Annotated in this window: 23 protein-coding genes and 1 tRNA gene; 18 read left to right on the top strand and 6 right to left on the bottom strand. The window is 67.6% G+C overall.

The window, feature by feature from the left end; all coding sequences use genetic code 11:
- The first annotated feature begins 162 nt into the window (after positions 1-162).
- From cmk to OG559_RS30975, 3 genes are all read left to right on the top strand, one after another.
- A complete protein-coding gene (gene cmk, locus OG559_RS30985; RefSeq protein ID WP_405110647.1) occupies positions 163-843 on the top strand; it encodes a (d)CMP kinase in 681 nt (226 codons plus the stop codon).
- Positions 840-2,243 (top strand): ribosome biogenesis GTPase Der, encoded by a 1,404-nt coding sequence (gene der, locus OG559_RS30980; protein ID WP_405110645.1) that lies wholly within the window; start codon positions 840-842, stop codon positions 2,241-2,243. The genes cmk and der overlap by 4 nt, the downstream gene beginning before the upstream one ends.
- Positions 2,244-2,446: 203 nt before the next feature.
- Positions 2,447-2,520 (top strand) — tRNA-Pro (locus tag OG559_RS30975).
- A 104-nt stretch (positions 2,521-2,624) separates the two neighbouring features.
- On the opposite strand, the gene OG559_RS30970 is transcribed toward OG559_RS30975, so the two are convergent.
- Positions 2,625-3,038: a hypothetical protein gene (locus OG559_RS30970; RefSeq protein WP_405110642.1), complete on the bottom strand. Its 414-nt coding sequence runs from the start codon at positions 3,036-3,038 to the stop codon at positions 2,625-2,627.
- A 367-nt stretch (positions 3,039-3,405) separates the two neighbouring features.
- Here OG559_RS30970 and OG559_RS30965 point away from each other — a divergent pair, with 367 nt between their 5' ends.
- A complete protein-coding gene (locus OG559_RS30965) occupies positions 3,406-4,236 on the top strand; it encodes a transposase (protein ID WP_405110639.1) in 831 nt (276 codons plus the stop codon).
- Positions 4,237-4,295: 59 nt separating this feature from the next.
- Here OG559_RS30965 and OG559_RS30960 read toward each other — a convergent pair whose 3' ends face one another.
- A complete protein-coding gene (locus OG559_RS30960; RefSeq protein ID WP_405110631.1) occupies positions 4,296-5,582 on the bottom strand; it encodes an IS256 family transposase in 1,287 nt (428 codons plus the stop codon).
- A 203-nt stretch (positions 5,583-5,785) separates the two neighbouring features.
- On the opposite strand from OG559_RS30960, the gene OG559_RS30955 reads away from it, so the two are divergent.
- Together OG559_RS30955 and OG559_RS30950 are read left to right on the top strand one after the other, a co-directional pair.
- Entirely contained in the window at positions 5,786-6,622 is an 837-nt protein-coding gene (locus OG559_RS30955) for an IS5 family transposase (protein WP_405110636.1), read from the top strand.
- Between the two features lie 53 nt (positions 6,623-6,675).
- Positions 6,676-7,455, top strand: coding sequence for a transposase family protein (locus OG559_RS30950; protein ID WP_405116622.1), 780 nt, complete (start codon positions 6,676-6,678; stop codon positions 7,453-7,455).
- Positions 7,456-7,503: 48 nt separating this feature from the next.
- Here OG559_RS30950 and OG559_RS30945 read toward each other — a convergent pair whose 3' ends face one another.
- The gene (locus OG559_RS30945; RefSeq protein ID WP_405110634.1) at positions 7,504-7,728 is read right to left on the bottom strand and encodes a hypothetical protein; all 225 of its coding nucleotides are present in this window, start codon (positions 7,726-7,728) and stop codon (positions 7,504-7,506) included.
- A 388-nt stretch (positions 7,729-8,116) separates the two neighbouring features.
- Here OG559_RS30945 and OG559_RS30940 point away from each other — a divergent pair, with 388 nt between their 5' ends.
- Positions 8,117-9,403 (top strand): IS256 family transposase, encoded by a 1,287-nt coding sequence (locus OG559_RS30940; RefSeq protein WP_405110631.1) that lies wholly within the window; start codon positions 8,117-8,119, stop codon positions 9,401-9,403.
- 39 nt (positions 9,404-9,442) lie between these two features.
- On the opposite strand, the gene OG559_RS30935 is transcribed toward OG559_RS30940, so the two are convergent.
- Positions 9,443-10,222 (bottom strand): transposase family protein, encoded by a 780-nt coding sequence (locus tag OG559_RS30935; RefSeq protein WP_405117094.1) that lies wholly within the window; start codon positions 10,220-10,222, stop codon positions 9,443-9,445.
- A gap of 524 nt (positions 10,223-10,746) precedes the next feature.
- Between OG559_RS30935 and OG559_RS30930 the strand changes: the two genes are divergently transcribed.
- From OG559_RS30930 to OG559_RS30905, 6 genes are all read left to right on the top strand, one after another.
- Positions 10,747-11,526 (top strand): transposase family protein, encoded by a 780-nt coding sequence (locus OG559_RS30930; RefSeq protein WP_405117094.1) that lies wholly within the window; start codon positions 10,747-10,749, stop codon positions 11,524-11,526.
- Between the two features lie 70 nt (positions 11,527-11,596).
- Complete coding sequence (locus tag OG559_RS30925; protein ID WP_405110628.1) at positions 11,597-12,055, top strand: polymorphic toxin-type HINT domain-containing protein; 459 nt, start codon at positions 11,597-11,599, stop codon at positions 12,053-12,055.
- A 103-nt stretch (positions 12,056-12,158) separates the two neighbouring features.
- Positions 12,159-12,998, top strand: a complete 840-nt coding sequence (locus OG559_RS30920) for a helix-turn-helix domain-containing protein (RefSeq protein WP_405110595.1) — start codon at positions 12,159-12,161, stop codon at positions 12,996-12,998.
- A gap of 63 nt (positions 12,999-13,061) precedes the next feature.
- A complete protein-coding gene (locus tag OG559_RS30915; protein WP_405110598.1) occupies positions 13,062-13,643 on the top strand; it encodes a dihydrofolate reductase family protein in 582 nt (193 codons plus the stop codon).
- A 124-nt stretch (positions 13,644-13,767) separates the two neighbouring features.
- The gene (locus tag OG559_RS30910) at positions 13,768-15,075 is read left to right on the top strand and encodes an ISL3 family transposase (RefSeq protein WP_405110601.1); all 1,308 of its coding nucleotides are present in this window, start codon (positions 13,768-13,770) and stop codon (positions 15,073-15,075) included.
- Positions 15,076-15,251: 176 nt separating this feature from the next.
- Positions 15,252-15,593, top strand: coding sequence for a hypothetical protein (locus OG559_RS30905; protein ID WP_405110625.1), 342 nt, complete (start codon positions 15,252-15,254; stop codon positions 15,591-15,593).
- Positions 15,594-15,674: 81 nt separating this feature from the next.
- On the opposite strand, the gene OG559_RS30900 is transcribed toward OG559_RS30905, so the two are convergent.
- Positions 15,675-16,511, bottom strand: coding sequence for an IS5 family transposase (locus OG559_RS30900; protein WP_405110622.1), 837 nt, complete (start codon positions 16,509-16,511; stop codon positions 15,675-15,677).
- 52 nt (positions 16,512-16,563) lie between these two features.
- Here OG559_RS30900 and OG559_RS30895 point away from each other — a divergent pair, with 52 nt between their 5' ends.
- The 4 genes from OG559_RS30895 to OG559_RS30880 all read left to right on the top strand — a co-directional run bounded on the left by OG559_RS30895 (position 16,564) and on the right by OG559_RS30880 (position 22,446).
- Positions 16,564-17,646 (top strand): RHS repeat-associated core domain-containing protein, encoded by a 1,083-nt coding sequence (locus tag OG559_RS30895; protein WP_405110619.1) that lies wholly within the window; start codon positions 16,564-16,566, stop codon positions 17,644-17,646.
- A gap of 2 nt (positions 17,647-17,648) precedes the next feature.
- Positions 17,649-18,029 (top strand): DUF6188 family protein, encoded by a 381-nt coding sequence (locus OG559_RS30890; RefSeq protein ID WP_405110617.1) that lies wholly within the window; start codon positions 17,649-17,651, stop codon positions 18,027-18,029.
- Positions 18,030-18,167: 138 nt separating this feature from the next.
- Complete coding sequence (locus OG559_RS30885) at positions 18,168-18,986, top strand: hypothetical protein (protein ID WP_405110614.1); 819 nt, start codon at positions 18,168-18,170, stop codon at positions 18,984-18,986.
- Between the two features lie 607 nt (positions 18,987-19,593).
- A complete protein-coding gene (locus OG559_RS30880) occupies positions 19,594-22,446 on the top strand; it encodes a hypothetical protein (protein WP_405110613.1) in 2,853 nt (950 codons plus the stop codon).
- A 93-nt stretch (positions 22,447-22,539) separates the two neighbouring features.
- Here the strand turns inward: OG559_RS30880 and OG559_RS30875 are convergent, their stop codons facing one another.
- Positions 22,540-23,784, bottom strand: a complete 1,245-nt coding sequence (locus tag OG559_RS30875; RefSeq protein WP_405110610.1) for an IS256 family transposase — start codon at positions 23,782-23,784, stop codon at positions 22,540-22,542.
- 908 nt (positions 23,785-24,692) lie between these two features.
- Here OG559_RS30875 and OG559_RS30870 point away from each other — a divergent pair.
- On the top strand, positions 24,693-25,625 hold the full coding sequence (locus OG559_RS30870) for a GNAT family N-acetyltransferase (protein WP_405110607.1): 933 nt from the start codon (positions 24,693-24,695) through the stop codon (positions 25,623-25,625).
- Positions 25,626-26,241 lie beyond the last annotated feature (616 nt).

Here is a 26,241-nt window from a genome sequence, read left to right as displayed (position 1 = left end):
TAGGCTTCCGTGGCGCCCCGGGCGGGGCGCAACGGTGGCGTGGGTCGCCACCGGCGGCGTCGCGCGCGGCCGGAATGCCGGCCGTGGGCATGATTGACGACGACGACAACCGCTTGCGAAGGGCCGCCGGGCCCCGCGAGGCACGGGCTGAGGAGGATCACGGTGGAGGAAAACGAACGGGCCGGGCGCTGCGTGGTAGCTGTGGACGGGCCGTCCGGTTCGGGTAAGTCCACCGTTTCCCGGCGGCTCGCCACCGGGCTCGACGCCCGCTATCTGGACACCGGCGCGATGTACCGGGCGATCACCTGGGCGGTGCTGCGTTCCGGGGTCGATGTGACCGACGCCGCCGCGGTGGGCAAGGTCGCCGCCGAGGTCGACCTGCGCATCGGCACCGACCCACAGGGGTACGGGGTGACCGCTGACGGGGTGACCGTCGACCGGGAGATCCGGGGTTCCGAGGTCACCACCGCCGTCTCCGCCGTGGCCGCCGTGCCGGCGGTGCGAGCGCTGCTGGTGGCCCGGCAGCGGGAGCTGATCGCCAAGGCCGGCCGGATCGTGGTCGAGGGCCGGGACATCGGCTCGGTCGTCGCGCCGGACGCGGACCTGAAGGTCTACCTGACCGCCTCCGAGGTGGCCCGCGCCCAGCGGCGCAGCGTCGAGGACGCCGCCGACGTGGCCGCCACGGCGGCCGACCTGGCCCGCCGGGACCAGCTCGACTCGACCCGAAAGGCCGACCCGTTGCAGCAGGCGGCCGACGCGGTGGTGCTGGACACCACCGAGCTGGGCATCGACGAGGTCGTCGACCGGCTGCGTGCGCTGCTGACTGAGCGGGGAGTGGCATGACCACCGACGAGGGCTGGGTGGAGCTGCGCGAGCCGGACCTCGACGCCGAGGAGTCGACCGGCCCCGTGCCGGTCGTCGCCGTGGTGGGCCGTCCCAACGTCGGCAAGTCCACCCTGGTAAACCGGATCATCGGTCGCCGGCAGGCGGTCGTGGAGGACGTTCCGGGGGTGACCCGGGACCGGGTCCCGTACGACGCGCAGTGGTCCGGCCGGGCGTTCACCGTGGTGGACACCGGCGGTTGGGAGCCGGACGCGAAGGACCGGGCCGCGGCGATCGCCGCACAGGCCGAGATCGCCGTCGTCACCGCCGACGTGGTGCTGTTCGTGGTCGACGCCATGGTGGGCCCCACCGACGTGGACGAGGCTGCGGTGAAGATGCTGCGGCGCAGCGCGAAGCCGGTGATCCTGGTGGCCAACAAGGCCGACAACACCTCGATCGAGATGGAGGCGACGTCGCTCTGGTCGCTCGGGCTGGGCGAGCCGTTCCCGGTCTCCGCGCTGCACGGTCGGGGCTCCGGCGACCTGCTCGACAGGATCCTGCAGGCGTTGCCCGAGGCGCCGGCGATCGTGGAGAACCGCCCGCGCGGCCCGCGCCGGGTGGCGCTCGTAGGCCGGCCCAACGTCGGCAAGTCCAGCCTGCTCAACCGGTTCTCCGGCGAGGAGCGGGCGGTCGTCGACTCGGTCGCCGGCACCACCGTCGACCCGGTGGACAGCCTGGTCACCATCGGCGGGGAGACCTGGCAGCTGGTGGACACGGCCGGGCTGCGCAAGCGGGTCGGCAGGGCCAGCGGCACCGAGTACTACGCCAGCCTGCGGACTGCCGGGGCGATCGAGGCCGCCGAGGTGGCGGTCGTGCTGCTCGACTCCAGCGAGCCGATCAGCGAGCAGGACCAGCGGATCCTGGCCATGGTCACCGAGTCCGGCCGGGCGCTGGTGATCGCCTTCAACAAGTGGGACCTGGTCGACGGCGACCGCCGGTACTACCTGGACAAGGAGATCGAGCGGGAGCTGCGCCGCATCCCGTGGGCGCTGCGGCTCAACCTGTCGGCGATGACCGGCCGCGCGGTCGACAAGCTCGCCCCGTCGCTGCGCAAGGCTTTGGCGAGCTGGGAGACCCGGGTGCCGACCGCCCAGCTCAACCAGTGGCTGACCGCGTTGGTGCAGGCAACCCCGCACCCGATCCGCGGCGGCCGGGCGCCGAAGATCCTCTTCGCCACCCAGGCGGGCGTCGCCCCGCCGCGGTTCGTGCTCTTCACCACCGCGCCCCTGGACGCCGGCTACCAGCGCTTCGTCGAGCGCAAGCTCCGCGAGGAGTTCGGCTTCGAGGGCAGCCCGGTGGAGATCTCGGTACGCCCGCGCAAGAAGCTCGGCCCGGGCGGCCGGGGCAAGGCGCACGGCTGACCTCATCCGCAGGACCTGAAGCCGGGCGGGGCAAGCGACCCCGCCCGGCTTCTCCGTCCTCCCCTCCCACCCTATCCTCCTAGGACGCCCTTAGGGGGTGTGAGGTGGCGGAGGCGGGCGGGGGCCGATGCGTGTGTGGGGAAGATCGTGCGCTAAGCTGTACCGGCTGTCGCAGGGAGAAAAGAACACCGCGCGGGAGCAATCGGGACGTGGCGCAGCTTGGTAGCGCACTTGACTGGGGGTCAAGGGGTCGTCGGTTCGAATCCGGCCGTCCCGACAGTGTTTCAGCAGGTCAGAGCCTTGATTCGTCTACTCGGATCAGGGCTCTTTCGCTGCTCCGTCTCACGTACGCTCGTACTGTTTCGATCTGTAGTCCTGGCGTCACCCGAACGTAGGTGGGCAAGGGTTCGTCGCGGCGGCTACCTTTCGGGCGGCGGCCGCGAGTTCGATCACGTCGTGGGCATCGTTGTCGAGCAGCGCGATGTTGGACTCTTGCGGATCACAGGTACGCCACTGTGGTGTCGTCGCCTGGTGTGGCCTGCGCCCACTGGCCTGCGCGGTCTGACCAGTATCGGGCTGCGGTGGTGTTGCGACGCCGGAGTCGTCAGGCACCTCTGGGAACGCGCCACACTCCCGGTGCTGATCGCTGCCGACCGCATGCTGCTTCACCTCCTCATGGCGGACGCACCCCGCGCCATGAGGAGGTCGCACCGATGCTCGGGGTGCCGCTTCTTCGCCGGTTCGGCAAAGAAGCAATCGGTGTAGGCGGCCGGCGAGTTGCTGCGTGGTCATCATGAGGCGTTCCTCCGGAGCGACGGCCCTGGTCGCAGGCCGAGATCGCTCGGTTGCGCCGGGAGTTGGAGTTGGCGAACCGGAAGATCGCCCGGACTGAGGCCGCGTTGGACATTATGGGAAAAGCAGACGCGCTCTTGGCCGAGATCTCCGAGAGCGCGGACACCGACACCAGGCCGACCAAGCCCTGACCGATTCCCACACGGCGTTACTGGCCGCGCAGACGTCGACCCGTGCAGCGGCCCGGCTGACCGGGATCGCCCGCAGCACCGCGCACCGACGCTCCCGCACCCCAGTGACGTGCGTACCCACGCCTCGGCCGGCACCGGCGAACCGACTCAGCGACACCGAACGCGCTCGCGTCCTGGCCGTGCTCGACAGCGACCGGTTCGTCGACACCACCCCGACTGAAGCGTTCGCGACGCTGCTCGACGAAGGCGTCTACCTGGCCTCGATCTCCACCCTCTACCGCATCCTGCGTACCAATGATCAGGTCGTCGACCGGCGCCGCCAGGCCCGGCACCCTGCCCGGGCACGCCCGGAGTTGACGGCCACCGGCCCGGGGCAGGTGTTCACCTGGGACATCACGAAACTGCCAGGCCCGACCAAGGGTGTGTACTACGACGCCTACGTCATGATCGACATCTGGTCGCGGTACATCGTTGGGTACCACGTCGCCGCCAGAGAGAGCGCCGAGATCGCCCACGGCTTCATCACCGAGGTCATCGCCGTGCACGGGGTCCCGCAGGTCGTGCACGCCGACCGCGGCACCTCGATGACCTCCAAACGCGTCGCGGCGCTGCTGGCCGACCTCCACGTCACCCGATCGCACTCCCGCCCGCGCGTGAGCACCGACAATCCGTTCTCCGAAGCCGCGTTCAAGACCGTGAAGTACCACCCCACGTTCCCCGAATCCTTCGGGTCACTGGCCGACGCCCGGGCGTTCTGTGACACGTTCTTCGGCTGGTACAACCACGAACACCACCACGCCGGGGTCGGTCTGCACACCCCCGCCGACGTCCACTACGGCCACGCCGCGACCCAACAGAAGCAACGCGAGCAGGCCCTCGACACTGCCTGGGCCGCCCACCTCGAACGCTTCTCCGGCCGGCCCAGACCGAAAGCGCTGCACCTGCCCGGCGCCGTCTGGATCAACCCGCCCGAACCAGCAACCGATCAATCACTATCCCAAGCGGCGTAAGAGGTCGGTCCGCAGTAACTTGGGGCCTGTCTCGCTAAGGGTGTTTCCGGCGATCTTGGTTAGTAGGTTTCAGCGGCTGGGAAGCGGTCGCTGAAGGTGATGGCGAAGGCGTTCAACGCGGGTTTCCAGCGCATCGTCCATCGGGTTCTGCCTGTGCCGGTGGGGTCCAGGGACCGGGTCACCAGGTACAGACACTTCAACGCGGCCAGCTCGTTGGGGAAGTGGCCGCGGGCCTTCACCGCCCTGCGGTAGCGGGCGTTGAGCGACTCGATCGCGTTGGTGGAGCAGATGACGGTGCGGATCTCCAGGTCGTAGTCGAGGAACGGGATGAACTCCGCCCAGGCGTTGTCCCACAGGCGGATCACCGCCGGATACCGGCCGCCCCACTTCTCCGAGAGGTCGTCGAACGCCGCCCTGGCCGCTTCGGCGTTGACGGCGGTGTAGATCGGCTTGATGTCCCGCTTCAACTCGTCCCAGTACCGCCGTGACGTCAGCCGGAAGGTGTTGCGGATCAGATGGATGATGCAGGTCTGCACCACCGTGCGGGGCCACACGTTCATCACGACCTCCGGCAGCCCCTTGAGTCCGTCGCAGACGAGGAAGAACACGTCCTTGACCCCGCGGTTACGCAGGTCGGTCAGCACGCTCATCCAGAACTTCGCGCCCTCACCACCCGTTCCGGCCCACAGTCCGAGGATGTCCTTCTCGCCGTCGAGGGTGACTCCGATCGCGGCGTAGAACGGCCGGTTCGCGACCTGCCCGTCACGGACCTTGACCACGATCGCGTCGATGAACACCGCCGCGTAGATCTCATCCAGGGGCCGATGGGACCAGTCGGTCATCTCCTCGATGACCTTGTCGGTGATCCGCGAGATCGTCTCCTTGCTGACCGAGGCGCCGTAGATCTCAGCGAAGTGGGCTGAGATCTCCCCGGTCGTGAGGCCTTTGGCATACAACGACAACACGACCTCGTCGACGCCGGACAGGCGCCGCTGCCGCTTGCGCACGATCTGCGGGGTGAACGTGCCAGCCCGGTCTCGCGGCACGTCGATCTGCACCACCCCGTTGGCCTCGGTCAGCACCGTCTTCGAACGCGTGCCGTTACGAATGTTGCCCGCGCCGGCGCCGGCCTGGTCGTGCTTTTCGTAGCCGAGGTGCTCGGTCATCTCCTCGTTCAACGCGGTCTCCAGGACCGTCTTGGTCAACTGCTTGAGCAGCCCGTCCGGGCCAGTCAGCGACAGGCCCTGTTCCTTGGCCGCCCGAACCAGGTCGACGGCGGCCTTCGCCTCCGCCGACGGCTCAGGCCGCTTCTTCCGTCCGGTCTGATCGTTCAATGTCGCGGTCATCACGGCACCCTCCTCACCAGGCACAACGCCTGGCAGGTCGGGCCGGAAACACCGTTAGATCCACAGACCCGTAACTTGATCTGATCTATACGTTGCGTCTGGTTGGTGGCCTTCCGGCGGGTTCGCTATGGATAGCAGTAGGTCGATGGGTTGAATGTGAGTTCTGGTCGTGACCGTCGGGCGGATGGGGCGTTAGCCCGGTCATGGGTGATCGAAAGCGGTATCCCAGTGATGTCACCGACGAGCAGTGGGAGCTGATCGGGCCGTTTCTGCAGGCGTGGAAGGCCAAGCGCGTCGCGGTCTCGGTGTCGGGTCGTGAGGGCGACTACGACCTGCGGGAGATCGTGAACGCGATCTTCTACCAGAACCGGACCGGTTGTCAGTGGGCGTACCTGCCGCACGATCTGCCGCCGAAGTCGGCCACCTACTACTACTTCGCGCTATGGCGTGACGACGGCACCGACCAGGTGATCCACGATCTCCTGCGCTGCCAGGCACGGGAGAAGGTTGGCCGTCGGGAGGATCCGAGCGCGGTCGTGTTGGACACCCAGTCGATCAGGGCGGCGAACCACGTCCCGGCCGCCACAACCGGCAAGGACGCGGCGAAGAAGGTGTCGGGGCGTAAGCGGGGCCTGGCCGTGGACGCGTTGGGGCTGATCATCGCGGTCGTGGTGACCGCAGCCTCGGTCACCGACAACGCCATCGGCATCCGGCTGCTCGACAAACTCGTCGAACACACCCCGACGGTGAGCCGCGCCTGGGTCGACGCCGGGTTCAAACAGGACCTCGCCCTGCACGGCGCCGTCCTGGGCATCGACGTCGAGATCGTCAAACGCTCCGACACCAAACCCGGGTTCGTACCGATCCGCAAACGGTGGATCGTCGAGCAGGTCAACGGCACCCTGATGCTGCACCGCCGCCTCGTGCGCGAGTACGAAAGCCGACCAGAGTCCTCGGTGTCACGAACCCTGTGGGCGTCGACGGCGAACATCGTGCGGCGGCTGACCGAAACCAGCACACCCTCCTGGCGGCACCGGTGAACCTAAGGGACGTCTCGTAACTTGGCAGTCAGTCCATGATGGATCATGTCGTGGTGCAGGTGATCTCGGCAGCTCGCCCGGAGTGGATCTTCCCGTTCACCGGGTTGCAGCCCGCTCAGTTCCGCAGGTTGGTTCGGCTGGTCGCCGAGCGTGGCGGTGATGCGATCGCGGACGGGCGGCCGGGCCGGCAGTGGTCTCTCGACCTCGCCGACCGGGTGCTGCTGGTCGCCGCGTACTGGCGCACGAACCTGACGATGCGCCAGATCGGCCCGCTGTTCGGGGTGTCGCACTCCGCCGCCCATCGGGTCATCGACACCCTCGGCCCCCTGCTCGCCCTGGCCCCGATGCGCCGACGTCGGGTCGACCAGATCAGCATCGTCGACGGCACCCTCGTCCCGACCCGGGACCACCGGCTGGCCGCCCCGAGCAAGAACTACCGCTACTCGACGAACCTGCAGGTCGCCATCGACGCCCACACCCGCCTCGTCATCGCCCTCGGCGACCCGCAACCCGGCAACCGCAACGACACCATCGTCTACCGCACCAGCGGCATCGACCAGAAACTCGCAGGTAGACCGGTGATGGCCGACGGCGCCTACCGCGGCAACCCTGAGGTGATCATCCCGTACCGCAAACCCGCCGACGGCAGCGAGCTGCCCGAGTGGAAGGCAGACCTGAACAAGCAGCACCGCACCGTCCGGGCGCAGGTCGAACACGCCCTGGCCCGCATGAAGTGTTTCAAAATCCTGCGCGACTACCGACGCGCCGCCCACACATTGGCCGACACCGCTTCCGGCATCGCCCACCTCCACAACATCATCCTCGCCGGGTGACACCAGCACTGTTCCGAGCCACGCCTTCACCGAGTTACGAGACATCCTTTACCCACCGTCCTCGACCTGATCGCCGACCGGGAAACCACCACACGCCAGGACGCCGACCGGCTCCGCGAGCAGATCACCGAGCTGACCGGTGAACTCGCCCGCCTCGGCGCCGAACTGGCCGACCTGGCCACCACCCGCACCACCCTGCGCACCCTCACCGCCGCCGAGTTCACCGCCGCCGACCCCACCATCGCCAGCGCCCCCTACCAGCAGATCCTGCACATCCTCAGCACCGCACCCACCGGCATGCGCGCCAAGGGCATCTGCCTCGCACTCGGCGTCGAACCCCTACCGAAACACGTCGAAGGCACCCGCGCGAAGCTGAAACGCATGGTCAACCACAACGTCCTCACCGAAAACGAACCCGGTGTCTTCACACTCAACCCGAAACGGACGTAGTACTGCGCACCGCCCTCTCAGATGCGGCCATCGCGTTCTCTCTTCCTTCTCTGACTTGGTCGTCTTGAAGGATCGACGCGATGGCCGCCTCTCATCTACGCAACACACCCAATGACGGGCACCTCCGTGGACGCGTCACCCGGGTCTGTGGATCTAACGGTGTTTCCGGCCCGACCTGCCAGGCGTTGTGCCTGGTGAGGAGGGTGCCGTGATGACCGCGACATTGAACGATCAGACCGGACGGAAGAAGCGGCCTGAGCCGTCGGCGGAGGCGAAGGCCGCCGTCGACCTGGTTCGGGCGGCCAAGGAACAGGGCCTGTCGCTGACTGGCCCGGACGGGCTGCTCAAGCAGTTGACCAAGACGGTCCTGGAGACCGCGTTGAACGAGGAGATGACCGAGCACCTCGGCTACGAAAAGCACGACCAGGCCGGCGCCGGCGCGGGCAACATTCGTAACGGCACGCGTTCGAAGACGGTGCTGACCGAGGCCAACGGGGTGGTGCAGATCGACGTGCCGCGAGACCGGGCTGGCACGTTCACCCCGCAGATCGTGCGCAAGCGGCAGCGGCGCCTGTCCGGCGTCGACGAGGTCGTGTTGTCGTTGTATGCCAAAGGCCTCACGACCGGGGAGATCTCAGCCCACTTCGCTGAGATCTACGGCGCCTCGGTCAGCAAGGAGACGATCTCGCGGATCACCGACAAGGTCATCGAGGAGATGACCGACTGGTCCCATCGGCCCCTGGATGAGATCTACGCGGCGGTGTTCATCGACGCGATCGTGGTCAAGGTCCGTGACGGGCAGGTCGCGAACCGGCCGTTCTACGCCGCGATCGGAGTCACCCTCGACGGCGAGAAGGACATCCTCGGACTGTGGGCCGGAACGGGTGGTGAGGGCGCGAAGTTCTGGATGAGCGTGCTGACCGACCTGCGTAACCGCGGGGTCAAGGACGTGTTCTTCCTCGTCTGCGACGGACTCAAGGGGCTGCCGGAGGTCGTGATGAACGTGTGGCCCCGCACGGTGGTGCAGACCTGCATCATCCATCTGATCCGCAACACCTTCCGGCTGACGTCACGGCGGTACTGGGACGAGTTGAAGCGGGACATCAAGCCGATCTACACCGCCGTCAACGCCGAAGCGGCCAGGGCGGCGTTCGACGACCTCTCGGAGAAGTGGGGCGGCCGGTATCCGGCGGTGATCCGCCTGTGGGACAACGCCTGGGCGGAGTTCATCCCGTTCCTCGACTACGACCTGGAGATCCGCACCGTCATCTGCTCCACCAACGCGATCGAGTCGCTCAACGCCCGCTACCGCAGGGCGGTGAAGGCCCGCGGCCACTTCCCCAACGAGCTGGCCGCGTTGAAGTGTCTGTACCTGGTGACCCGGTCCCTGGACCCCACCGGCACAGGCAGAACCCGATGGACGATGCGCTGGAAACCCGCGTTGAACGCCTTCGCCATCACCTTCAGCGACCGCTTCCCAGCCGCTGAAACCTACTAACCAAGATCGCCGGAAACACCCTTAGCGAGACAGGCCCCGTCACCCCGCGAGGATGATGTTGTGGAGGTGGGCGATGCCGGATGCGGTGTCGGTCAATGTGCTGGCGGCGCGTCGGTAGTCGCGCAGGATCTTGAAGCACTTCATGCGGGCCAGGGCGTGTTCGACCTGTGCCCGGATGGTGCGGTGTTGTTTGTTCAGGTCTGTCTTCCACTCGGGTAGCTCGCTGCCGTGGGCGGGTTTGCGGTACGGGATGATCACCTCGGGGTTGCCGCGGTAGGCGCCGTCGGCCATGACCGTGTGTCCGGCCAGTTTCTGGTCGATGCCGCTGGTGCGGTAGACGATGGTGTCGTTGCGGTTTCCGGGTTGCGGATCGCCGAGGGCGACGACGAGGTGGGTGTGGGCGCTGATGGCGACCTGCAGGTTCGTCGAGTACCGGTAGTTCTTGCTCGGGGCGGCCAGGCGGTGGTCCCGGGTGGGGATGAGGGTGCCATCAACGATGCTGATCTCGTCTACCCGACGCCGCCGCACCGGTGCCAGGGCGAGCAGGGAGCCGAGGGTGTCGATGACCCTGTGCGCGGCGGAGTGCGACACCCCGAACAGCGGGCCGATCTGGCGCATCGTCAGGTTCGTACGCCAGTAGGCGGCCACCAGCAACACCCGGTCGGCGAGGTCGAGAGACCACTGCCGGCCCGGCCGGCCGTCAGCGATGGCGTCTCCGCCACGCTCGGCGACCAGCCTGACCAGGCGGCGGAACTGGGCGGGCTGCAGCCCGGTGAACGGAAAGATCCACTCCGGGCGAGCCGCTGAGATCACCTGCACCACCACATGATCCACCATGGACCAGACACCAAGTTACGAGACATCCCTTAGGAGGCGCAGCTCGTCGTCATGGATCCAAATATGCGTGATGCTCTCAGCACCACTTTCTCCGGTCTCCGGATCAGCTGCGGCGACCACATCTCCGACTCGGAGGTCTTGCATCTCTTTTGTGGTGCCATCTGCCATGAGGACTTGCGTCTCAGCGGAGAAGCTACACAGTCCTGAAGCAACCTTGGTCCCGTTTGTCGCGCCTTCCGCAGCGAGAAGGCCGCCACCTATTCTAGCTGCCCACATGCCGGTGAGCAGCGCAACACCGTTGAAGATGGTCCAGGCGCAGGCTTCGCGGGCGCCTGTTGCCGCACAGTAGTAGAGGTCATCTACCCCGAGAAGCCCTTCGGCGGCGACCTCAGCGTTTTGCCATCCTTGGTAGACGGGCTGAAGGACCCATTCGGGGTTGTCGACGGTCTTGGCGTCTAAGGGATGTCTCGTAACTTGGTGTCTGGTCCATGGTGGATCATGTGGTGGTGCAGGTGATCTCAGCGGCTCGCCCGGAGTGGATCTTTCCGTTCACCGGGCTGCAGCCCGCCCAGTTCCGCCGCCTGGTCAGGCTGGTCGCCGAGCGTGGCGGAGACGCCATCGCTGACGGCCGGCCGGGCCGGCAGTGGTCTCTCGACCTCGCCGACCGGGTGTTGCTGGTGGCCGCCTACTGGCGTACGAACCTGACGATGCGCCAGATCGGCCCGCTGTTCGGGGTGTCGCACTCCGCCGCGCACAGGGTCATCGACACCCTCGGCTCCCTGCTCGCCCTGGCACCGGTGCGGCGGCGTCGGGTAGACGAGATCAGCATCGTTGATGGCACCCTCATCCCCACCCGGGACCACCGCCTGGCCGCCCCGAGCAAGAACTACCGGTACTCGACGAACCTGCAGGTCGCCATCAGCGCCCACACCCACCTCGTCGTCGCCCTCGGCGATCCGCAACCCGGAAACCGCAACGACACCATCGTCTACCGCACCAGCGGCATCGACCAGAAACTGGCCGGACACACGGTCATGGCCGACGGCGCCTACCGCGGCAACCCCGAGGTGATCATCCCGTACCGCAAACCCGCCCACGGCAGCGAGCTACCCGAGTGGAAGACAGACCTGAACAAACAACACCGCACCATCCGGGCACAGGTCGAACACGCCCTGGCCCGCATGAAGTGCTTCAAGATCCTGCGCGACTACCGACGCGCCGCCAGCACATTGACCGACACCGCATCCGGCATCGCCCACCTCCACAACATCATCCTCGCGGGGTGACGCCAGCACCGTTGCCAGGCAACGCCTTCACCGAGTTACGAGACATCCTTTAGCCGTCGCTGGTGGGTCAGTGGCGACGACCAACGACCACCCGTTCTGGAACGCAAGTGAAAACAAGTGGCAGCCCGCCGAGCAGCTCGAAATAGGTGAATCCCTTGTCACCAACAAGGGCACGCCTGTCGTTGTTCAAGGGCTTAGCGTGAGCGTCGGGACGCAGGCGGCGTACAACCTGACGGTCGCCAACTTCCACACGTATTACGTGCTCGCCGGAAACACGCCCGTCCTTGTTCACAATACGTGTGGAGTCGATTTCATCTCCAAGGGTGCTGGCGTGAACCTTCGGCGCTCTGCGGAGATCAACGGCGAGAAATGGCATTTCAACACAGGTCACGGATTCAACAGGGCGCACCATGGGCCCGACGGAACGATGAATGATCTCCGTACCACCACCCTTACTCCTGATCAGGTTGAAGGCGCTATCGCCGGCCACGTGAACGCATATAGGGGCTCTTCACAACTTGGGGTGTAGTTGGAGACCGAAATGCGCCGGGGCGCGCGTCAGTGATCGGCGCCGGCTCGATGCTGGCGGCGGCGCGTGATGCCGGATGGGGGCCGTCGGCGATGATGTCGGCGTGGAGTATGTGTCCAGGGTGCCCGGTCCGCCGCTGGACGGGCTGATCGACGACCTCTACTACCTGGAGGGCGCCCCGCCGTACTCCCGGTTGATGCTGCCGGCGGCGCCTGCGCCATTGCTTATCGTCAACCTCGGGGCGCCGTTTCTCATCCGCGCAGGCACCGACGTAGAAGCCGTGGAGTACGCCGACGGCTGCGCGGTCACCACGCCCACCCGCGCGTGGGAGTTCAGCTACCCAACCCCGACCCGGTCCGTCGGCGTCCACTTCAAGCCGTGGGGGCTGGCACCGTTCCTTCCGATGCCCGCGGCCGAGCTGTGCGACCGACCGGCGACGGTCGAGCAGATCTGGGGCCAGCCCGCTATCGCTGAGTTGCGACGCCGACTGACCTTGGCAGACGCACCGCACAAGATGCTGATGTTACTCGAAGAGGAACTGGTGCGACGGCTGCGGGCGATCGACGGTCTTGACCTGGTCCGCCAAGTGAGCAGCGCGATCGCGGCGACAGGCGGGACAGTGCCAATCAGCGACATCGGTGTGGCGGCCCGCGCCAGCAGCACGTACTTGGCGAAGCGGTTCAAGACCGTCGTCGGTGTCACGCCGAAACGGCTGGCTCGCAGCTACCGCTTCACCTCCACCGTGTTGGCGATCGACGTCGCTGCACCGATCGACTGGGGAGACGTTGCCGCCGACGCGGGCTACTTCGACCAGGCCCACTTCGTGCGCGAGTTCCGGGAGTTCACCGGTCTCACGCCGACCAGGTACGTCGAAGTCCGGCGGCGATTCCTGCGCGACCATCCTGGCCACGCACTGGGCGGCTGGCCGCTGCCAGCCGATTGATTTCGTACAAGAGCGACAGCTCACGCCGCACAAGACTGGGGACTCCCAACAGAGGAGGAATCCATGGGCAAAGTGGTCATGAACGCGTCGGTTTCGGTGGATGGTTTCATCGCAGCTGAGAACGACGATCCCGGTCCGATATTCGAGTGGCTGGTCAGCGGTGACGTGCCGTTGGACGGCGGTGGCGTTCTGAAGGTGTCGCAGGCGTCCTACGACCACATCCGGCCGTACTGGGACGAGATCGGTGTGACGATCGCCGGCCGTCACGTCTTTGACATCACAGACGGCTGGGATGGGACGCCTCCGAGTGGGATCGACCATGTGGTCGTCGTGAGTCACCGTGGTGCGCCCGAGGGCTGGGACCCCCAGGCGCCCTTCCACTTTGTCGACGGCATCGAGGCAGCCGGGGCCAAGGCGCGAGAGCTTGCGGGTGACCGCACTGTCGAGGTGGCCGCCGGCGACGTCGGCGGCCAGATGCTCGCCGCAGGTTTGGTCGACGAGGTACGCATGGACGTCGCACCCGTCGTGCTGGGCTCCGGCAAGCGCTACTTCGGGTCCGTCGACGCGCAGCACCTGTTGGAAGGCCCAGACGTAGTTGTTCAGGGCAACCGGGTGCTTCACCTGCGCTATCGGGTGCGCCGATGACCGATCTGAGTGGGTACGCGAAGAAGTCCGCTGCGGCGGTGACACGAGATCGGGCCTCCGGCTGCGTTTGTGCATCGCTGCCCCGGCATGGAAGTCGTGGTCTTCCAGATTGGCACACCTCGACTTGTCTGACGCTGCCTTTGCCTGCCCTGACCTGACCAAGTTCTGCCGGCTCGATGAGCTCGGCCTGGCCGTCACCGGCCAACGACTCAAGCCCGACCGTGCGGTGCTGGCATGCCGGGTCGTCGAACCGGACCAGTGGTGCCGTCGCTGTGGTTGCAAAGGCATACCGCGCGACACCGTGACCCGGGAGCTTGCCCACGAGCCGCTGGGCTGGCGGCCGACGACCCTCGTGGTGACCGTGCGCCGCTACCGGTGTACCGGTTGCGGTCACGTGTGGCGCCAGGACACCAGCCTCGCGGCTGAGCCGCGAGCGAAGCTGTCGCGTCGCGGGCTGCGGTGGGCACTCGAGGCGATCGTGTGTCAGCACCTGACCGTCGCGAGGGTCGCCGAGGGACTCGGGGTCGCGTGGAACACCGCCAACGACGCTGTCCTGGCCGAAGGCAAGCGGGTGCTGATCAACGACGCCACCCGGTTCGACGGCGTGGCCGCGATTGGGGTCGACGAGCACGTGTGGCGCCACACCCGCCGCGGCGACAAGTACGTCACCGTGATCATCGACCTGACCGGCATCCGTGACGGCACCGGACCCGCTCGGCTGCTGGACATGGTCGAGGGCCGCTCAAAGCAGGCGTTCAAGTCCTGGCTCGCCGACCGTGACCAGACGTGGCGCGACGGGGTGGAGGTGGTGGCGATGGACGGGTTCACCGGCTTCAAGACCGCCACCGCCGAGGAACTCCCCGACGCGGTTGCGGTGATGGATCCCTTCCACGTGGTCCGCTTGGCCGGCGACGCCCTCGACCGGTGTCGCCGCCGGGTCCAGCAGGCCATCCACGGCCACCGCGGGATGAAGAATGACCCGCTCTACTCCGCCCGCCGGACCCTGCACACCGGCGCCGACCTGCTCACCGACAAGCAGACCGACCGGCTCGCCGCCCTGTTCGCCGACGATGCCCATGTCGAGGTCGAGGCCACCTGGGGGATCTACCAGCGGATGATCGAGGCCTACCGCGAGCAGGACCGGGGTCGTGGCCGCGAGCTGATGGTCAAGCTCATCGACTCGATCAGCCACGGCGTGCCGAAGCCCCTCACCGAGGTCATCACACTCGGTCGAACGCTGAAGAAGCGCGCGGCCGACGTGCTGGCCTACTTCGACCGACCTGGAACGTCCAACGGACCGACGGAGGCCATCAACGGCAGGCTCGAGCACCTGCGTGGCTCCGCCCTCGGCTTCCGCAATCTCACCAACTACATCGCCCGATCCCTGCTCGAGACCGGCGGCTTCAGACCTCAACTACACCCTCATCTGTGATGAGCCCATATAGGTCCGGCGGTGGTGTGATCCCACGTGCCGGCGTAGGTGACCCTCATCAGGGCTTCGTCAGGGTTGGCGGCGCTAACATCGGATATCGTGTGGCTCAAACGCCGGACGGTGCCCTCCGGGTGAGTACCTACTGGAATCATAGTTGGAACTAAGGAGGTGAGGACATGTCTGATTTAATGACTACCGCGCGGGAATTCGCCAACGTGCTCGACGCCGGCGATAGCTCCAGAGAGCCTGAAGCGGCTCGGGAATTTGTGGAGAGCATCACTTTTGCCTCAGCTGATGAGATCACGGCCATGTTGCGCGAGATCCTGGCCAAGGATTGGATGGGGCTGCCTCCCTGGGCTCGGAATCTTGCGTATCGCTTAGCCTGTCTCCAACGGCCCAGCGATGCTGAGCTCTTAAGGGAAGCTGCTTCGGACTTGCTTGCTTTTGGGCCGGACTGGGACGCGCAAGCCGCGATTCTCAAGGAGGCTGCAACAGGGTGCGAGGATCCTTTACGCTGATGGCCTGCGTAAGGTCGGCCTGACGAGCAAGCCGTCCTATAAGATGACGTCTCACTCACGTATTTTGCCGGTTATGCGGGTTTAGCTGTATCGCCAGGTTGGGTTGGTTTCGGCGGTGAGGCGTTTGGCGAGGTTGTCGACCATGGCGATGGTGATCATGCTGGCGGAGTTGTCGGGTCGGGCTTCGTAGTCGCGTACGAGCCGTCGGTGGTGCATGAGCCAGCCGAGGGTGCGTTCGACGACCCATCGGCGTTTGATCACGCTGAAGCCCTTGACCTGTGGGTCCTTGGTGACGATCTCGACGTCGACACCGAGTTGGGCGCCGTGTTCGACGACGCGGTTCTTGAAGCCGGCGTCGACCCAGGTCTTGGTCAGGGTGGGGTAGGTGGTGGTGGCTTGGTCGAGCAGGTTCATGCCGATGGTGTTGTCGCTGGTACTGGCGGCGGTGACGATGACGGCGAGGAGTAGGCCGAGGGTGTCGGTGATGATGCCGCGTTTACGGCCGACGATCTTTTTCCCGGCGTCGATGCCCTGTGTGGGCAGTGGGACGTTGGTGGAGGTTTTCACGCTCTGGCTGTCCATGATGGTCGCGGTGGGTTCGATCGTGCGGCCGTGGTGGTCGCGTACGAGGCCGGTGAGCTGGTAGTTCAGTTCGGTGAAGATGCCTGCCTTGCTCCAGGCGGCGAAGTAGCCGTAGACGGTCGCGTGGGGTGGGAAGTCGTGGGGCAGGTAGCGCCAGGCGATGCCGGTGCGGTTGACGTACAGGATGGCGTTGAAGATGTCGCGGAGGTCGTGGGTGGGGGCGCGGCCGCTGACGCCGGCGTCGGTGCGGGCCTGTCGCCAGGCGGTCAGGCGGGGTGCGATCAGGGCCCACCGGGCGTCGGACAGGTCGGACGGATAGGGTCGCCGTTCGGTCATTCAGCAGGCGTACGGTGCCGGGGCGACGGCTCGGCGGACGCCATGTACGTCGATGTCGGGTGAAAGTGAACCAGACACGATCCCGGGGCTAAATACGCCGATTCCGGCCAGGGTTGCGACTGTCGAGATGCACTTTTACTGGGTCGGAACCCGTCGTTACCAGACCCCTTTCGGCAACCCGCGCGGATCCCAGGTCCCCTGGGCCAACCCGAAGGGCTTCGTCGGCGGCGACAACGACCCCAGTGGACTTACCCATCTCGGTGCCCGTGAGTACGACCCAGGCCTCGGCCGGTTCATCAGCGTCGATCCGATCATGGATCTCGCTGATCCACAGCAGTGGAACGCCTACGCATACAGCAACAACAGCCCCATCAACTTGGCCGACCCCAGCGGCCTCAAAGCCTGCTCCGACGACCGCTGCGGCGCTGGCGCCGATTATGAGGACTTGCACGGCAACTACGTCTCCGTCAAGGGCGACAACGACGGCTGCGACGGCCGTTGTGGCGATGACGACTGGATCAGCGCCCGCAAGAACCATGAAAAGACCAAAGCCAAACGAAAAACCGAGAACCTCCTCGACAAAGTCAAGGCCGGCCTCGACGAACTAGACGCCAAGACCGTCGACAACCCCGAATGGGTCCTTCAGCCCGTCTACCAAGGATGGCAAAACGCTGAGGTCGCCGCCGAAGGGCTTCTCGGGGTAGATGACCTCTACTACTGTGCGGCAACAGGCGCCCGCGAAGCCTGCGCCTGGACCATCTTCAACGGTGTTGCGCTGCTCACCGGCATGTGGGCAGCTAGAATAGGTGGCGGCCTTCTCGCTGCGGAAGGCGCGACAAACGGGACCAAGGTTGCTTCAAAACTCGGTCCTCATCGTCCTGCAGGAGTCGGCGATGACTGGACAGCGAGAACGGCTTATAATGGAAAGGGTAGTGTGTGGCAGGCTCCTGGATCAACGGGGAACGCGGACATGGTTCGCACTATGAACCCGACGAGCATGTATCCGAATGGGTATGTACGCTTTTATAACAGGCATGGTCAGCCGATCGGACTCAATGGAAAGCCGGGCTCGAAGGCCGAAACGCACATTCCAATGAATCCCGACGGAACATATTCGCTGCCGAATGGATGGTAGAAGTGGATCTCAACTTGGGAGGCCAGTCGGTAACCCGGGTCTGCTTCGATGCCAGTGTCACGATCCTTACCAGTGAGGACTGTGAACTGCGCATCGAGACCGAGTCGATCATCAAAACGCCTGCTGGCGACATGGTGAAGTTCGACCCAGAATCTCCAGGGAAAACCGCCATCTACCTGGCGCGACTAGTGCGTGAAATCGTCACTTCCGCTGAAGTGGGGAGCGTAGGGAATCTACTAGTTGCATTTGGGAGCGGTGCGGAACTGACTGTTGCTCCGCATGCCGAGTACGAGGCCTGGGGTCTTGTGGGGCCGAAGGAAAGGCGAGTGACCTGCATGCCTGGGGGTGAGGTTGCGCTGTGGAGCGAACGGAATTCGTCGTAGAGGGCTCTCCAAGACGCTTCCCATTGAGCCTTTGTCAGTAACGGCCGGTAGCTTAGATTCAAAGAGTCAAGGCAACACACTGAGCTGTTCTCGGTAACCAGGTGTGACGGTGTGTGACTACTGTAGCGGTTGGAGGCGGTGGATGACACGCCGACGGTGTCGCGCAGCCGCGACCTGGAGCTGCACCAGGCGATGAGCCGGCCGCTGGTCGAGATCGTTGCGGCGAAGGTGGGTGCGGTACGCGCGGACCACCGGAACCGGCCGGACCTGGCGGTACCCACCGGCGGGGCCGAGGCCGCCGGGACCGGTGCCTCCGCGGCGGCCGGCCTGGCCACGCCGCCCACCCCGACCACACCGCAGGGGCCGCCCGGCACCTGGGGCCTGCCGGACATCCCCGGCAGGCCGGACCGTCCCGACCCCGGCCCCGATGCCATCCCCCTGCCACAGCAGCGCACGGGACTGCTGCTGCGCTCGGCCGTGGTCGCCGGCTGGCCGGGCCTGGCCGTCGAGGCCAGCGCCAGCGGCCGGCCGGTGCCGCTGCTGCGGCTGGACCGGCTGTCCGACACCGTGCTGGTGGCGCTCTTCGACAGCGTGCCGGACACGGTGACGCTGACCGAACCCTGGCACGGCCTGCACTTCGGCTTCGGCGACGGCGGTGGCGAGGGCAATGGCCAAGGTGGCGGTGGCGGGCTGGTTCTGCGCCGGCCCGACGGCACCGAGCTGAACGCCCGGTTCCCGGCCGCCGGTCAGCCCGGCCTACACGCCGCCTTCACCCGCCCGGGCGATCCGTCGGTTTTGCGGGTGCGAGACCTCGCCGACGCCCTGCAGGCCCGGCTGGGGAAACTACTGCCCGGCACCACGGTATCGATGGGTCCCGCTCTGTTCGCCACAGAACTTCTCGCGTCGGCGCATCAGCTCACCTTCCACCACACGGCCCCAGCGCCGAGAGAGACGTGAGCCCGGTGGACACCACCCTGCTGGTCCCGATCCAGCTTCAGGCCCTCCAGGTCAACCCCGATGTGCGCGCTCAGGGCTTCCGGCGGTGGCGGATGGACTACACCCGGCTGCCCGGCTTCGACTCGCCCGAGCCCGACGCGTTCGCCGAGCCCGGGCTGGACTGGGCCGGTGACGCGGACAGCGACGGGGTGCACCTGCAGTGGGTCCTGCCCGCCGCGATGCGCACCGGGCACCACGACGCGGCGGACGGCACGACGGCATATCCGCTGGCGCCTAACCGCTGGCTGGTGGCCCGCAGCGCAACGCGAGCGGATCGGGCGCCCGGCGACCGGGTCCGGACCCGCGGGTGGGTCGTCGAGAGCGACCACCTCGGCCCGGACGGAGCCTCGCCGTACCTCGACCCGGCGGCCCGGACGCCGACGCCGACCCGGATCGGCCGGGTGCTGCCCCTGGCCGGCTGGCGCGAGCCGGCCGAGCGTCCGGCGCCGTTCCTGACTGCGGTCGCGCCCGGCAACATCATGTTCGCCGCCTATCAGCCGCACGCCGTCGGGGTGTTCTCGCTGCACGACCCGGCGGACGACGTCGAGGACGGTCGACACTGTCCTATGTGGTCGTCGGCTGGTACGCCGACCCCGCGTCGGACATCCTGGCCCCGGCACGGCAACCCGCCGGCCTCGCCGCCCGGCTGGCCGAGCTGGGCTGGTCCGCCGGCCCGGACCCGGCCGGGCGCGTCGCCGGCACGACCGTCTGCCACGGCGCGATCCGCGCCCTGACCTACTCGCGGACGTTCACCGCGCCGCGCCCGGCCCCGGCCGCGCTGGCCGTCGGCAACACCTCCGTCGACGCCGTGTCCGCCCTCATCCGCGAGCGGGCCGCCCGGCAGCCCGACGCCGGACTCGACCCGGATCTGCTCGAAGCCTTCCAGTACGACCTGCTGCACACCCTCGACGATCCGGACGGCCCGGCGCTGCTCGCCACCCGCATCCACGACGCCTGGTTCACGGCGCGCCCCGGCGGATCGGTGTGGCAGGTGGTCGCGGCGCAGCCCGACGGCGACGGGCCGCCGGCCGAGCCGAGCACCGCCGACCCGGACTGGCTCGCCGAGCTGAACGGGGCGCAGGCCCGCTACGATCTCGCCGCCCGCCGGTTGGCCGCGCTGCAACGCGAGCTGTACGAGCTGTGGTGGAAGCGCGGCCGGTACAACGCCCTGCAGTACCGTCCCGAGGGCCTGACCGACGCCCGGTCGCCGCGGAGCTCGACCCCGGCCGGCCGGAGAGCCTGGCCGGCCGCGTCGCGGCGCTGCGCCGGGAGGTCGAGCGGGCCCGGGCGGACGTGCCGTGGGGTGCCTCGCAGCAGGAGTTGGCGGCCGCGATGGACGCCTACACCGCGCGGCACCCGCTGCCCCGCGCACCGTGCTCAAGCGCGCCGACCTGCCGTCGTTCCGCAGCGCGGCCGACCCGGTGGTGGTGATCGTGGGGTACGGGCGGGCACGTTCGACGAGAACTTCGGCGCCGGCGCGGACGGGCTGTTGCCGTGCCGCTTCGCCGACCAGCTGATCACGACGCTGACCCTGCCGCTGGGCGGACCGGACGGCCGGCTGCCGGACGGCTCGGCGCCCGGCCCGACCCCGCCGTCCGGAGTGCAGATCCCGGTGCACGCGAGCGACATCGCGGGCGCGCCGGGGATCGTGCCCCTCACCGGCCAGCACGGCGGGGTCCCGGTGGCGGCGGCGTTCGTCGCCCTTCAGGCGGAGGCGTACCTCCTCGACCCGGCCCACGCCGTCGAGGTCGCGGGTGGGGCTGCCAGGGGCGACGGCCGAGCTGACCATCGCCGCCGAGCGGCTCATGGCGGCCGGGTACGGCGTGACCGGGACCCTGCCGGCGATCCTGCCGCAGCGCTGGCGACCGGCCTGAGCATCGCCGAGCTGATCGGCGGCGGCGGTGTCGCGATGCCGATGGTCGACGGGCCGGTGACCTACGGCCCGCCCGAGCCCGGTGGATTCCAGGCCCTGCGCGCCGGCCAGTTCGCCTTCGCACAGGTCAGGGTGGTCGACCGGTTCGGGCAGAGCATCGACGTGTACGACATAAGTCTCGCTCGCGCGCTCACCCCGACGATCGCGGAGGGGCTGGTGCCGCAGCAGTCGATCGGCACTGGGGTGGCGACGTTCATCCAGCTGCCGCCGCGGCTGCTGGAGCCGGCACGGCTAGACGTCGGCTTCGCACCGACCGGACCCGGTCGACCAAGCCGACCGGGCGAGGACGCTTCGGCCGCCGCCGACGTGGTGTGCGCCTGGATCGTGCCCAGCCCGCTCGACGAGGCCGTCGCCTGCTACGCCCCGGACGGCGCCGCCCTGGGCGAGCTGACCGAGACGGCCGGCCTGACCGGGCCGCAGATCTCGTGGCTGCCCGCCCCGGACTCGACCTGTCCCACCCTCGACTCGCTCACCGGGCCCTTCCCGGTGCTGGCCGGCTTCCTGCGCGGCCTGACCGTCGCCGGCCCGGCGGCCTTCGCCGACCTGCTGCGCACGGTCGACGCCACACTGTGGGCCATCGACCCGCCCGGCGGCGGCGACGAGACCTACCTGGCAGCCCTGGCCGGCCGCCCGCTCGCCCTGGTCTGCGCCACGCTGCACGGCAGGTCCGCCCGGCCGCCGCGCACCGACCCGCAGTGGCCGCACACCTTCGACCCGGTCCCGTCCCCGGTGCCCGCCCACGCCTTCCCGGTGCGGGTCGGCGACGCCGCGCTGCGCGGCGACGGCCTGATCGGCTACCTTTCCGGCCCGGACGCCGGGCACTTCCAGGCGGCCTACCGGCCGTCCGGCCTGACCACCGACTACGTCCGGCCGATCGGCCCGGACTCGTTCCCGGCGGTCAGGTTCGATGACGCGTCCCGCACCGACCTCGTCATGCTGATGGACCCCCGGCTGCCCGTCCACCTGGTCACCGACATCCTGCCGGTGACGACCCTGACCCTGCCGCAACGCCTGGTCGCCGACGCGATGGCGGCGATGGCGCTGACCGTCCGCTTCGGCCCGCTGCTGACCGACCTGCAACCCTCGGCCGCAGGGCCCGCGATCGTGCTCGCCCGGCCTCCGCAGGTCGACGGCACCTGGTCCTGGTCGGAACGGGACGGCGCCGGCGTCACCACCTTCGACATCATCCCCGGCCGACGGGGCCGCCCGCTTCCCCGGCACCCCGCCAACGGTGCGCAGCGGCTGGCTGCGGCTGCACGGCGGCGTACGCCCGCCGCAGTAGCGACGGGCACGGCCGGCTCGGCGGGTTACCCGGTGCAGGTCAGCGCGGGTACGGCGTTCGTAAGGGGCTGCGTCTGTCGACCAGGGTCAAATGACGATTTCCACCATTGGCATCGTTCCGTTTGGGATCCGATATCGATCGCCCCTCGGACACGCTTCTCCGGCATATCTGCGTGGTATGACGTATCGGTGGTCAAACGGGTGTGACCACCGAGTCGAGGCTTCTGGCCGACGCGACCATCTCCGGTCACGTCCGCGCTGGTGGTGTAGGAGACGGCCATCGCGGGATCCGGTTTGATGCTATGCGGCGATCGGGGCCGGGTCGGTGTGCTCGACGTCGTGTTGGTCTGGTTCGACGATGACGAGGCGGGCTTTGGCGAGGATTTCCAGGCCCATGTAGCGGCGGCCTTCGGTCCATTCGTCGGTCTGTTCGGTGAGGACGGCGCCGACGAGTCGGATGATCGCCGCCCGGTTGGGGAAGATTCCGACGACGTCGGTGCGGCGGCGGATCTCCTTGTTCAGCCGTTCCTGCGGATTGTTCGACCAGATCTGACGCCAGATCTCACGGGGGAACCCGGTGAAGGCCAGGAGGTCCTCTCGGGCGTCGGCGAGGTGGTCGGCGGCGGCCGGGAACCTCGCCTCGATCGTGGTCACGACTCGGTCGAACTGGGCTCGGACCGCATCAGCGTCGGGCTGGTCGAAGATCGTCCGGACAAGGGTGGCGATCCATGGCTGTGCCGATTTCGGGACCTTCGTGAGCAGGTTACGCAGGTAGTGGGTTCGGCAGCGCTGCCAGGCGGCGCCGGGCAGCGCGGCGCCGATCGCGCCGACGAGACCGCGGTGGGCATCGGAGATGACAAGCTGGACGCCGGTCAGGCCACGGGCGGTCAGGCTGCGTAGGAACGCCAGCCAGCCCGCGCCGTCCTCGTCGGAGGCGACGTCCAAGCCGAGGACTTCACGTTGACCGTCGGCGTTGACCCCGACCGCGACCAGGGCGTGGACGTTGACCGTCCGCCCGTGCTCGCGGACCTTCATCGTCAACGCGTCCATCCACACAAACGGATAGTGCCCCGCGTCGAGAGGCCGGCTGCGGAACGCCTCAACCTGGGCATCCAGGTGTGTGGCCATCTCCGACACCTGCGACTTGGACAGCTGCCTGACGCCGAGCTGCTCGACCAGCTTCTCCACCCGGCGGGTCGACACCCCGAGCAGGTACGACGTCGCCACCACCGAGACCAAGGCCTGCTCGGCCCGCCGGCGATGGGTCAGCAACCAGTCCGGGAAGTACGAACCGCTACGCAGCTTCGGCACCGCCAGATCGATCGTGCCCGCGCGGGTGTCCCACTCTCGCACCCGGTAACCGTTACGCGAGTTGACGCGGTCCTCGCTGCGCTGCCCATACGACGCACCGCAGACCGCATCCGCCTCGGCGGACATCACCGCCTGCGCGAACGTCTTGATCATCGCCTGCAACAGATCCGGCGACGCGCCCGCGATCTGCTCGCACAGCAGGTCAACAGGGTTCACACTCTCAGATGCGGCCATCGCGCATCACTCTCCTTCACTCGGACTTTGCCGTCTCGAAGGATCGCGCGGTGGCCGTCTCTCATCTACGCAACACGCCCATCACGGGCAAGTCGTACACCACTTCCCTGGACGCAACCCTCCCGCGAGCCGGAACGCCGTGATATCTCACCACCGTCTCACGGACGGTCGGAGAAGGCCGGGTATCAATTGGCATGCCCCAAACGATTAACCGGCCCCGACCTGCATGTACAGGCACGAGCTAACACCGGCCAGCAGCTTCCGGTGGCCCGGCTAGTTCACTGGGGGTCAAGGGGTCGTCGGTTCGAATCCGGCCGTCCCGACGCAGGTCAGAGGGCTGATTCGGACATCGGGTCGGCCCTTCCGGCGTTCTGGGGACCAAGATTGGTCAAGTTGGAGCGGGCCTGGCGCTGCTTGACCGTTGGTCAAGTTTCAGGTCCCTACCCTGGGTCATTTGCCGAATTGCTTGTTCTTTGGATCAAGGCGGCCCGCAAGGGGCCGCGCCGGGCCGGCCCCGGCCTGCTGGCGACCTCCGGCCGGCATCGGCCGGGCCGGCTGCCACACGTCGGGATTGCCAGACCGTGAAGACCTCGGGGCTCCGCCCCGAACCCCGGCCCTCTTCAGAGATCAGCCGGGTGCGGATCACCTCGCGGGGCACCACAAGGGCTACCAGCCTCACAGGACGGGGCCAAGGTCGTTCGGCTGGTGAGGCTCTCCACCTTGTCCCCGTCCCGGGAGGCTGGACGGTCGGAGACTGCCCGACGAGGAGATCCGCTTCTACCGTCGCCAGCAGCACCGCCACTTTCAACACCATGGGCACCACCGCCGCGCTGGCCACCGTGCTGACGTTGGCGGTCTGAGCCTCGGCCCCTGCGAATCATGGTGCGGAGCTTCGCTAGCCTCTGCACGTGATCTCCTACCGCGCTACCGCCCCCGCGGACCTCGATCGCGTGACCTCGTGGATCGTGACCGAGCCCGTTGGGTGGATCCCCGCCGACCGTTACCTGGCCGAACTGGCCGAGGACATGTATCGGCCGGAATGGACATGGATTGCCGAGCACGACGGCCAAGTCGTGGGACGGGCATCGTGGTGGGGGCCGAAGGGCAGCCCGCATCCGGTCGCGCTCGACTGCCTCGACGTGGATCCTGCCGTGGGCGACCGTGCCGCCGTTGCCGCCGAGCTGATCAGGGCCGCGCTGGCCGGGTTCCCGGAGCCGGTGCAGTACGAGATCAAGGTCGCCCGTGGCTGGCGCGAGGATCCGGCCACCTCGGCGGCCGTGGAGTGGCGGCGGGCGGCGGCGCACGCGGTGGGCCTCACCCGGGAGGTGGAGCGGCTGCAGTTCGAGTGGGCACCCGCCGACGGGGTGCCCCCCGCGGCTGGCAGGCTGCGGTTCGCCGAGGCCTCCGACGAGGAGTTCCTCGCGGTGTTTAAGAGAATCGCCGAAGGCAGCCTGGATGCCCAGACCCGTGCGAGCCTGGTCGCCAAGGGCGTGGACGCGACCGCGCGCGAAGAGATGGACTTTTACCTCAGGGCACCGGGCAAGCGGGAGTGGTGGCGGATCGCATACACGCGCGAGGGCGAGGTGGCGGGCATGGCGATTCCCTCCGCGACGCCGTACAGCGTGAACGTCGGCTATCTCGGGGTGGTGCCCGAGTTCCGCGGGCGCGGTTACGTGGACGAGGTGCTCGTCGAGATCACCCGCCTTCACGCGGCAAACGGGGAGTCGCGCATCACCGCCACCACCGACCTGGGCAACGCGCCTATGGCGGCCGCTTTCGGTCGCGCCGGATACCGCAACACGGAGATCCGGATCAACCTTTCCAACGACGTCCAGCCCTAGACGAGTAGAGGCCGACGCCGACATCGACACTGCAAGGCACGAGTTCGGACCGCCTCGCCGAGCTACGGATTGGAGGACAGGCCGGGCCATCCATGGGCCACAAGGTGGTGTTATCGGGGGCCAAACCAGGCCGCGCGGGACCGCGTTGAGCAGGCGTCCGGCTGCTTTCGTAGCCGATCTCGTTGCGATTCCCGAGCTGACAGTCGACCCGTGCTCACGTGCCGGTCGCGTGTCCGTTGGGGTGGGCCACGGCGGTCAACGGCGGTCAGCTCCTGGACGTGGGGGCCAGCGTGGCAGCGCAGGTCAAGCCAGGTTACTGCCGCGCGATTCCTAGCCGTGTTCACACTTCCTAAACCGTGCGCTGGTCATCGAGCGTGTCGGCGTCCCGGGGACCAAGTAGGGACCACACGGCCTGCGCGATGGTGCGCGGCACGACGTCGACCGCACGGCCTGATCTTGGAATAGCGTGCGTGACGTGCGTGGACGTGTGACGAAGCGTCCTGGGGGTCAAGGGGTCGTCGGTTCGAATCCGGCCGTCCCGACGGTTTGAGCTGGTGAGATAGACGCTCGCAATGAGCACATTGGACGATTACTGTGACCAAGCGGTCACGGTGAT

It is taken from the genome of Micromonospora sp. NBC_01405, assembly GCF_045040155.1.
Classification (GTDB): domain Bacteria; phylum Actinomycetota; class Actinomycetes; order Mycobacteriales; family Micromonosporaceae; genus Micromonospora.
The sequence above is the reverse complement of the archived record's forward strand: the minus strand, read 5'-3'. Positions and strand labels throughout refer to the sequence as shown.

What these genes read in the sequence shown, in the direction of transcription:
- OG559_RS30875 (WP_405110610.1), bottom strand. Translation starts at nt 23,784, where the DNA reads ATGGCCGCATCTGAGAGTGTGAACCCTGTTGACCTGCTGTGCGAGCAG.
- OG559_RS30900 (WP_405110622.1), bottom strand. Translation starts at nt 16,511, where the DNA reads ATGACCGAACGGCGACCCTATCCGTCCGACCTGTCCGACGCCCGGTGG.
- OG559_RS30915 (WP_405110598.1), top strand. Translation starts at nt 13,062, where the DNA reads ATGGGCAAAGTGGTCATGAACGCGTCGGTTTCGGTGGATGGTTTCATC.
- der (WP_405110645.1), top strand. Translation starts at nt 840, where the DNA reads ATGACCACCGACGAGGGCTGGGTGGAGCTGCGCGAGCCGGACCTCGAC.
- OG559_RS30940 (WP_405110631.1), top strand. Translation starts at nt 8,117, where the DNA reads ATGACCGCGACATTGAACGATCAGACCGGACGGAAGAAGCGGCCTGAG.
- OG559_RS30905 (WP_405110625.1), top strand. Translation starts at nt 15,252, where the DNA reads ATGTCTGATTTAATGACTACCGCGCGGGAATTCGCCAACGTGCTCGAC.
- OG559_RS30960 (WP_405110631.1), bottom strand. Translation starts at nt 5,582, where the DNA reads ATGACCGCGACATTGAACGATCAGACCGGACGGAAGAAGCGGCCTGAG.
- OG559_RS30955 (WP_405110636.1), top strand. Translation starts at nt 5,786, where the DNA reads ATGGGTGATCGAAAGCGGTATCCCAGTGATGTCACCGACGAGCAGTGG.
- OG559_RS30970 (WP_405110642.1), bottom strand. Translation starts at nt 3,038, where the DNA reads ATGATGACCACGCAGCAACTCGCCGGCCGCCTACACCGATTGCTTCTT.
- OG559_RS30895 (WP_405110619.1), top strand. Translation starts at nt 16,564, where the DNA reads ATGTCGGGTGAAAGTGAACCAGACACGATCCCGGGGCTAAATACGCCG.